This window comes from Kitasatospora sp. NPDC004531, assembly GCF_053602195.1.
The window spans coordinates 1-8,385 of record NZ_JBSGDD010000156.1 but is presented as its reverse complement, the minus strand read 5'-3'; the positions used below and the strand labels follow the sequence as shown (position 1 = coordinate 8,385).

The 8,385-nt window shown below is 74.5% G+C and carries 6 protein-coding genes and 1 rRNA gene; all 7 read left to right on the top strand.

The window, feature by feature from the left end; genetic code table 11:
* A 5S ribosomal RNA gene (gene rrf, locus ACWEMJ_RS32885) occupies positions 1–77 on the top strand; the annotation flags it as partial.
* A gap of 273 nt (positions 78–350) precedes the next feature.
* Positions 351–1,697 (top strand): sensor histidine kinase, encoded by a 1,347-nt coding sequence (locus ACWEMJ_RS32880; protein WP_452140806.1) that lies wholly within the window; start codon positions 351–353, stop codon positions 1,695–1,697.
* Positions 1,649–2,317, top strand: coding sequence for a response regulator transcription factor (locus ACWEMJ_RS32875; protein ID WP_452140805.1), 669 nt, complete (start codon positions 1,649–1,651; stop codon positions 2,315–2,317). The genes ACWEMJ_RS32880 and ACWEMJ_RS32875 overlap by 49 nt, the downstream gene beginning before the upstream one ends.
* A gap of 227 nt (positions 2,318–2,544) precedes the next feature.
* On the top strand, positions 2,545–4,320 hold the full coding sequence (locus tag ACWEMJ_RS32870) for a DUF2637 domain-containing protein (RefSeq protein WP_452140804.1): 1,776 nt from the start codon (positions 2,545–2,547) through the stop codon (positions 4,318–4,320).
* 160 nt (positions 4,321–4,480) lie between these two features.
* Positions 4,481–5,764 carry a DUF6986 family protein gene (locus ACWEMJ_RS32865; protein ID WP_452140803.1) on the top strand — a complete coding sequence of 428 codons (1,284 nt, stop codon included), beginning with the start codon at positions 4,481–4,483 and terminating at the stop codon, positions 5,762–5,764.
* A gap of 179 nt (positions 5,765–5,943) precedes the next feature.
* Positions 5,944–6,591 (top strand): YigZ family protein, encoded by a 648-nt coding sequence (locus ACWEMJ_RS32860; protein ID WP_452140802.1) that lies wholly within the window; start codon positions 5,944–5,946, stop codon positions 6,589–6,591.
* Between the two features lie 296 nt (positions 6,592–6,887).
* Positions 6,888–8,381: a hypothetical protein gene (locus ACWEMJ_RS32855; RefSeq protein WP_452140801.1), complete on the top strand. Its 1,494-nt coding sequence runs from the start codon at positions 6,888–6,890 to the stop codon at positions 8,379–8,381.
* Positions 8,382–8,385: the final 4 nt, after the last annotated feature.

Here is an 8,385-nt window from a genome sequence, read left to right as displayed (position 1 = left end):
CGAACCCGGAAGCTAAGCCTCACAGCGCCGATGGTACTGCAGGGGGGACCCTGTGGGAGAGTAGGACGCCGCCGAACAATTTTTCTGGGAAAGCCTCCCGCCATTCTTGGCGGGGGGCTTTTTCGCATTTCCGGGCCGGCGGGGTACCAGGCACCAGTGATCGAGGTGGAGTTAGGTCCACCTGAAAGATGGGTGGCTGGGCCAATGTGTCGGCCGGGGGGTCGGGGAGAGACTGAGAGCGTTCTTGGGGACGGCGATCAACTCTCGGGGAGTAGGCCTTGGCGACGACAACGACGATGACATGGTTCGGCGGTGGGGCCGCCAGGTCCGTTGCGGGGGAGCGCGGGCGGGTGGGGGTGCGGGCCTTCGGGCAGGGCGTGGTGATGGCGGTGGCGGCGGTCGCGGGGCCGGTGGTTCCGGTGCTCGCGGCGGTGTTCACGGCGTTGGCCGCGGTGCAGTTGTTCGACGGCGGGCCGTTGGCGCCGTTCGTGGCGCTGCCGAGTGCGATCGTGGTGGGGGCGTCGGCGCTGTACTGGTTCGTCCGGCACGGTGCGGGGTGGACGCGGCAGCGGGTGGAGCGGGCCTCGGGGGAGACCTGGCGGGTGGTGTATTCGCCGCGGGAGGCGTTGGAGCAGGACGCGCGCGGGTTCTGGTGGACGGGGGTGTCCTACCACCGCCGGCTGGAGGTGGCGCGGCTGGTGCAGCTCGTGCAGTGGGCGGTGCGTGACCGGCAGGTGCAGCGGGAGGGGTTGTGGCTGCTGGCGAACCCGGTGGGCGTGATCGTGCTGCTGGGTGTGCCGATGGTGCTGGTGTGGGGCGGGCTGGTGTTCATGGCGTCGGCGACGGTGGATTCGCGGCACTTCTTCGGGCTCAACAGCCACACGGTGAACCTGTTGTTCTCCGCGCTCATCGGCGGTGTCATGGCGGCGGCCGGCCTGCTCGCGATGCCGTGGGCGGTGCGGGCGCACAACGGGCTGGCGTGCCGGGTGCTGGGCGGCGGTCCGCAGCAGAGCCGGGCCGAACTGACCGAGCGGGTCGCGCATCTGACGGAGACTCGGGCGGATGCGGTGGACGCCCAGGCGGCGGAGTTGCGGCGGATCGAGCGGGATCTGCACGACGGGGCGCAGGCCCGGCTGGTGGCGATCGGGTTGACGCTGGGAACGATCGAGCACCTGATGACGAGCGACCAGACGGCGGCGCGGGAGCTGCTGGCGGAGGCGCGGGAGTCCTCGGCGAAGGCGCTGCAGGAGCTGCGGGATCTGGTCCGGGGCATCCACCCGCCGGTGCTGGCCGAGCGCGGCCTGCCGGACGCGGTGCGGGAGTTGGCGCTGACGGCGGTGCTGCCGACGGAGGTGACGGTGAGTCTGCCGGGCCGTCCGGAGGCGTCGTTGGAGACGGCGGTGTACTTCAGCGTGAGCGAGCTGCTGGCGAATGCGGCGAAGCACGCGGGGGCCGGGCAGGTGTGGGTGGATGTGCTGCACCGGGCGGGTCGGTTGCGGGTGGTGGTGACGGACGACGGGCACGGCGGTGCGCGGATGGAGACGGGCGGTGGGTTGCGGGGGATCGAGAAGAGGTTGGGTACGTTCGACGGAGTGATCTCGCTCGACAGTCCTGTGGGCGGGCCGACCACCATCACGATGGAGCTGCCGTGCGCGTTGTCCTCGCCGAGGATCTCTACCTCCTTCGCCAAGGCCTGACACGGCTGTTGGAGGTTCACGGGTTCACCATCGCGGCCGCGGTGGAGACCGGGCCCGATCTGCTGGCGGCGCTGCTGTCGGAACGGCCGGACGTCGCGGTGGTCGACGTCCGGCTGCCTCCGACGCTGACGGACGAGGGGCTGCAGGCGGCGTTGGCGGCGCGCCGGGAGATACCGGGGCTGCCGGTGCTGGTGCTGTCGCAGCACGTTCAGCAGCTGTACGCCCGCGAGTTGCTGGCGGACGGCACCGGCGGCGTCGGCTACCTGCTGAAGGACCGGGTGTTCAACGCGGACCAGTTCGTGGACGCGGTGCGCCGGGTGGCGGCCGGGGGGACGGCGATGGATCCGGATGTGATCGGCCGGCTGTTGCAGCACAGCGCGGGCTCGGAGCCGTTGCAGCGGCTGTCGCCGCGGGAGCGGGAGGTGCTGGGGCTGATGGCGGAGGGCTGCTCGAACTCGGCGATCGGGGCGCGGCTGACGATCAGTGACGGCGCGGTGGCCAAGCACATCGCCAATATCTTCGGGAAGTTGGAGCTCGCGCCGACGGAGGACGGCAACCGCCGGGTGCTGGCGGTGCTGGCGTACCTGAACGGAGCGGCGGAGCGGCCGGCCGCCGGGTAGCGCGTCCGGCGCAGGGTGTGCGTGCGGGTGGGGAGCGGTGGAGGAGTGGTGCCGGTCCGGCCTGGCGACAGGGGTGAACGGCCGTGCGAGTAGTATCCGGTGGGCCGAGTCTGTCAACGGCGCATCAGCATCGCGGTGTCCCGCGGTCGTGCGCCCCGGGCGGGGACGTGTACTCGGCGGCTACAGGTCCTACGGCGGCTGCCGAGTCCCAGGGGTTGATCATTCGAATGGCACGTCCTTCCCTTACCCGCGCGCACCGGGCTCTGCTGGGCGTGGTGGCCGTCGGCGCGTGTGTGATCTCGGGCATCGGTTTCGCCGGCTCGTACAACTCGGTGCGGGACTTGGCATTGGAGAAGGGCTTCGGGTCCTTCGCCTACGCCTTTCCGATAGGCGTCGACGCGGGCATCGTGGTGCTGCTCTCGCTGGACCTGGTGCTGACCTGGCTGCGGATCCCGTTCCCGCTGCTGCGGCAGACGGCGTGGCTGCTGACGCTGGCGACGATCGCGTTCAACGCGGCGGCGTCCTGGGGCGACGCGCTGGGCATGGCGATGCACGCGGTGATCCCGGTGCTGTTCGTGGTGGTGGTCGAGGCCTCGCGGCACGCGGTGGGGCGGATCGCGGCGATCACCGCGGACCGGCACATGGAGTCGGTGCGGCTGATGCGCTGGGTGCTGTCGCCGGTGCCGACGTTCCGGCTGTGGCGCCGGATGAAGCTGTGGGAGCTGCGCTCGTACGACGAGACGGTGCGGCTGGAGCAGAACCGGCTGGTGTACCGCGCGCAGCTGCGGTTCCGGTACGGGCGGGGCTGGCGGCGCTCGGCGCCGTTCCAGGCGCTGCTGCCGCTGAAGCTGGCGAAGTACGGTGTGCCGCTGGACCCGACGGTGCTGGACCGGATCGACGGTCCGCTCCAGGTGCCGGGCGCGGCGGTCGAGGCCGAGCAGGAGGTTCAGGCGGAGCGGCCCGCGCCGGCCGGCGGCCAGGTGGCGCAGGGTCGGCCGGCGGCGCTCGCCGCCCCGGCGTCGGCCCAGGGCCCGGCCGTCGCCGCCGACTCCGCCGCACCGCAGCCGCAGGCCCAGCCGCAGCCTCAGAAGGCCGCCGCGCAGCCGCAGTCGGCGGTGCCGCCGGTGTCGGCGGCGGTCGCGGTGCCGACGCTGGCGAAGCTCGCCGCGGTGCGGCTGCGGGACCAGCAGGACCCGGAGGGCGCGCAGGCCGCGCCGGTGGTGGACCGGACCTCGGACCTGAACGTGTGGACGGCGCGCCCGGTGCGCTCGCACCTCGCGGAGCCCGACCAGGTGCACACCGCGCGGGTGCCGGGCCAGGCCTCCCCGTGGTTCAAGGCCCCGCGTGCGGCGGACGCGGAGGCGCCCGGACGTCCGCAGTCGGGCTACCAGCCGGCCGACGGGTACCCGGAGCAGCAGGAGCAGCAGGCCCACCCGGAACAGCGGTTCGCGGAGCAGCAGTTCGTCGAGCAGGGTTACCCGGAGCAGGCCTTCGCCGAGCAGGGCGGCCACCCGGAGGGCTACCTCCCGGCGGGGGCCGAGCAGCAGCAGCGGGCAGCGGCCAACGGCCACGCCCAGGCCCGCCCGCAGGGACCGCAGGGGCCGCAGGCGGCGCCGCAGCCGCAGCAGGTGCCGGTGGATCCGAGCGGCCGTCCGGCGGCGCACGACCAGGAGGTCGAGCCGATCCGGCTGGGCGGCCGCCCGCTGCGGCTGGACGCGATGATGGAGGACGAGACGCTGCCCTTCGCGGAGGGCGCCGAGGAGGCCCCGGCGCGCCGCCCGTTCGCGGTCGGGACGGAGCCGCTGAGCGTGGACGAGTGCTTCGCCGAGCTGGTCGGTTACATCGAGGAGCACCAGCGCCAGCCCGACGAGCGCCGGTTCGCCGAGTACCTGTCGCTGCGCGGCGTTCCGGGCTCGCGTCCGGACGGCGGGGTGACGGTGAAGGACGTCGAGAAGGTCTGGGACCAGCTGCAGGCGCGCTACATCGAGTCGGGCCGGGAGTGACGCTCCCCGCCGCTCGTTGACGCCGCCTCAACTCCTTTAGGCATCAGGCTCTGTGGCCGTCCCCGGTTCTCCGGCGGGCGGCCATTGACGCTTCCGCGCGGCGGCACTACCTTCACCGGACCGCTGCGTCGATGCCGCGCGGTGAGAGTGAGGAGCCCGGATGTCGCAGCCCGCTCAGGCCGGAGCCGCCCGGCCGGTCTCGTTCTCGCCGGACGCCCGGGCCGCCGTGGAGGCGCTGCTGGCGCCGGTGGACGCCGAACTGACCCGCCGCTACCCGGGCGAGCGGCCCGCGCGGCAGCCGGTGCACACCGTGTACGTGCCGGCCGACGCGTTCGGGGCGCACACCGTCGACGAGTGGGGCGCGCGGGCGCTCGCCGTGTTCGAGCAGCACGCGGGGACGCCCGCCCGGCTGGCGCGGGCGCTCGGCGTGCCGGCCGACGCGTTGCTCGCGGAGGTGCACGCCCGGGTGCGGGCCAAGTTGGCGCGCGAGCCGGTCGAGGACCTGCGGATCGACTTCGAGGACGGCTACGGCCCGCGCCCGGACGCGGAGGAGGACGCCGCGGCGGTGCGGGCCGCGAAGCTGGTGGCGGCAGCCGTGGCCGGGGGCGGCGCGCCGCCGTACCTCGGCATCCGGACCAAGTGCCTGGAGGCCGCCGTCCGGGCCCGCGCCGTCCGCACCCTTGAGCTGTTCCTGGGCACCCTGCTGGCCGAGGGCGGCCTGCCGGACGGCCTGCTGCTGACCCTGCCGAAGGTCAGTCACCCCGCTCAGGTCGCCGCGCTGGCGCGGCTGTTGGCCGACTTCGAGCGGCGGGCGGGGCTGCCCGACGGGCGGCTCGGCTTCGAGCTCCAGATCGAGACCACCCAGGCCGTGCTCGGCCCGGACGGCCGGGCCACCGTGGCGCTGCTGATCGAGGCCGCCGGGGGCCGGGCCACCGGCCTGCACTACGGCACCTTCGACTACAGCGCGGCCTGCGGGGTCGGCGCGGAGTGGCAGAGCCCGGACCACCCCGTCGCCGACCACGCCAAGGCCGTGATGCAGGTCGCCGCGGCCGGCACCGGCGTCCGGCTCTCCGACGGCTCCACCAACGTCGTCCCCACCGGCCCGGCCGAGCAGGTGCACGCGGCCTGGCGGCTGCACCACGGCCTGGTCCGCCGCGCGCTGGCCCGCGCCTACTACCAGGGCTGGGACCTGCACCCCGCCCAACTGCCCACCCGCTACGCCGCGGTGTATGCCTTCCACCGCGAGGGCCTGGACGCCGCCTGCGCGCGGCTGGCCGGATACCTGGCCGGCCGCTCGGGCGCGGTGCTGGACGAGCCCGCCACCGCCCGTGCCCTGGCCGGCCAGTTGCTGCGCGGCCTGGACTGCGGCGCCGTCGACCCGGCCGAGATCGCCGCCCGCACCGGCCTGGACCGCGCCGCCCTGCACGCCTTGGCAGGCCGGTGAGCAGGCCGGTGAGCAGGTCGGTGAGCAGGTCGGTGGGCGGGCTCGTGAGCAGGCCCGTGAGCGGGCCGCTGACCAGGCACGGTCCGCGCGGCCGGGGCCGGAGGGCCTAGGCTGGGCGGCGAGACCGGTGGCCGCTGGGCGGCGCCGGATGGAGAGCGACAGCGGAGAGCACCAGCGTCATGGCCGAGCCGAGCCCGAAGCCGTACCTGACCGTCCGGGGCGATGGCAGCCACGAGTTGGAGATCAAGAAGTCCCGGTTCATCTGCCACCTGGCCCGGGTCCCCGACGAGGAGGCGGCGCAGGCGTTCATCGCGGCGATCCGCAAGCAGTACTGGGACGCCCGGCACAACTGCACCGCGTTCGTGGTCGGCGAGGAGCAGCCGCGCGAGCGTTCCAGCGACGACGGCGAGCCGGCCGGGACGGCGGGCGTGCCGATGCTGGAGGTGCTGCGGCGGCGCGGGGTGACCGACACGGTCGCGGTGGTGACCCGGTACTTCGGCGGCATCAAGCTGGGCGCGGGCGGCCTGGTGCGGGCGTACGGGGCGGCGGTGTCGGAGGCGCTGGACGAGATCGGGCTGCTGGAGCGGCGGCCGGTGGCGCTGCTGTCGGTGACGGCGGATCACACCCGGGCCGGGCGGCTGGAGAACGACCTGCGGGCGGCGGGGTACACGGTGGCCGGGCTGGAGTACCTCGCGGACGGGGTGCGGATCGAAGTGGGCGTCCCCGAGCCGGAGGTGACGGAGTTCCACACCTGGCTGGCGGAGACGACCGGCGGTTCGGCGGCCGCGCAACCCGCCGGACGCACTTTCGTCGAGGTCGAGGTCTGAGCGGTCGCGTTCCCGAGGGCCCGGCCCGGCGCTCCGGGCGGCCGTCGGTTTTCGGCCAAGTTCCGGTGCGGGCAAGGCTTTCGGGCCGCCGCATCAACTGCGGACGGGCGGGTAGCAGAGGCGGCGCGGGCGGAGTTCCGGTTGCCGCCCGATGACACTCGAAGGAAGGAACCGCGGCCGGAGGAGGAACTTTCACTCCCGGTCGTTTCGTCTCCTGAAGTAGGACACCGCGATTCGGCACGGCACCGGAAGGAGGACTCGCAGACCGCAGCACCGCACCTCGGGAGGTTCCGCGTATGCCCACCGACCACGCCCAGCCGCCCTATCGGCTGACGGCCGCGACACCACGCCCGCACCACGACACCACCGCCCTCGTCGACCACCTGCTCGCCGCCTGGCTGAAGGCGGAGGGGCACGACGAGCCCCCGCCCCGCGAGCACGGGGCCCCGCCGGAGCGACTACGGCTCGGCGACCGGGTGCTGCTGGACCGCGACGGCGGACCGCTGCCCGGCCGCGGCCCCGGAGCCCGCTACAGCCGCCGCCGGCTGCGCACCCCCGCGCCGCACGGCACCGACCAACTGACCCTCACCCTCGCCTCCGAGGACGCCGACGGCCCGACCCGGCTGCGCGTCGAGGCCGAACACCTCCCCGCCGGGCCCGCGTCGAGCGGCCACGGCCGGGTCCCCGTCCCGGATCTCGTCCGCGGGCTGCTGCCGCTGCTGGACGCCGCCGAGGGCCCGGTGCCGCTGGAGGTCGCGCCGCGGCTGCTCGGGCCCGCCGACCTGGACGGCCTGATCGACGAACTGTGCGACCCAGACCGGCAGTTGCCGACCGTGGTGGCCAGCGTGCCGCCCGCCGTCCCGATCGAGCAGTGGCAGGAGCAGGTGCTCGGCCCGCTGGTCCGCCAACTCCCGGGCCTGGCCTCGATGTACGTGCTCGGGCACACCGCGCTGCCGCGGTTCAACCTGGCGCTGGAGTACCACAAGGTGTACGGCGGCGCCGTCCGCACCTTCCTGCCCGACGTCGACCCGGCCTCCCGCGCCGACGCCGCCCGCCACCCCGTCCTGCCGCGCCAGCGGATCGACGAGAACCTTCGCCGCGCCGCCGCCCTGCTGGCCCGCGAACCGCGCCGGGTGGCCGCCGCACTCGCGCTGCCCGCCCCGCTGGCGGCGGTGCCGCAGCTGTGGCTGCCGCCCGAGGCCCGCAAGGCCCCCGAGCGGCCCGCGCACCCGGCGGTCCGGCTGGAACGCTGCCGGATGCGGGTCGAGCAGCCCCGCCCGCCGCGCCGCTCCCGGTGCGGGGCCGGCCCGGCCAGCTTCGGCGAACTGGTCGACCGCTTCGGCGAGTTCCCGCTGCTGGAGTTCACCGGTGACAGCAAGGAGACGGTCGCCCTGGACGGCCAGGCCGACGGCCCCGGCTGGGCCCGGCTCACCTGGGACGGCCTGACCGCGCTCCAGGAGTACGCCGACGCCGCCGTGCGCGGCGAGGCCGGCGGCGACTTCAAGCAGTGGTGCGAGCACACCCCGCCCGGCTGCCACCGCTTCCCGCCGCGCAAGGCGGTCCGCGGCGAGTCCCGCACCGTGGCCAGCCACGGCAAGTGGAAGCGCCAGCGGATGCTGCCCGTCCCTGCCGACGTCGACTCCTCCTGTCGCGCCTTCATGGGCGCGCACCTGCGGATCGGCGGCGGCGGCACCGCGCCCCGGGTGCACTACCTGGACGACTGCTCCGGCAGCGGCCGGATCTACGTCGGCTACATCGGGCTGCACCTGACCAACACCCGCACCAACTGACCAC

Bases quoted from the DNA above. Each gene is read 5' to 3' on its own strand.
- ACWEMJ_RS32870 (WP_452140804.1), top strand. From the start codon at position 2,545: ATGGCACGTCCTTCCCTTACCCGCGCGCACCGGGCTCTGCTGGGCGTG.
- ACWEMJ_RS32865 (WP_452140803.1), top strand. From the start codon at position 4,481: ATGTCGCAGCCCGCTCAGGCCGGAGCCGCCCGGCCGGTCTCGTTCTCG.
- ACWEMJ_RS32860 (WP_452140802.1), top strand. From the start codon at position 5,944: ATGGCCGAGCCGAGCCCGAAGCCGTACCTGACCGTCCGGGGCGATGGC.
- ACWEMJ_RS32855 (WP_452140801.1), top strand. From the start codon at position 6,888: ATGCCCACCGACCACGCCCAGCCGCCCTATCGGCTGACGGCCGCGACA.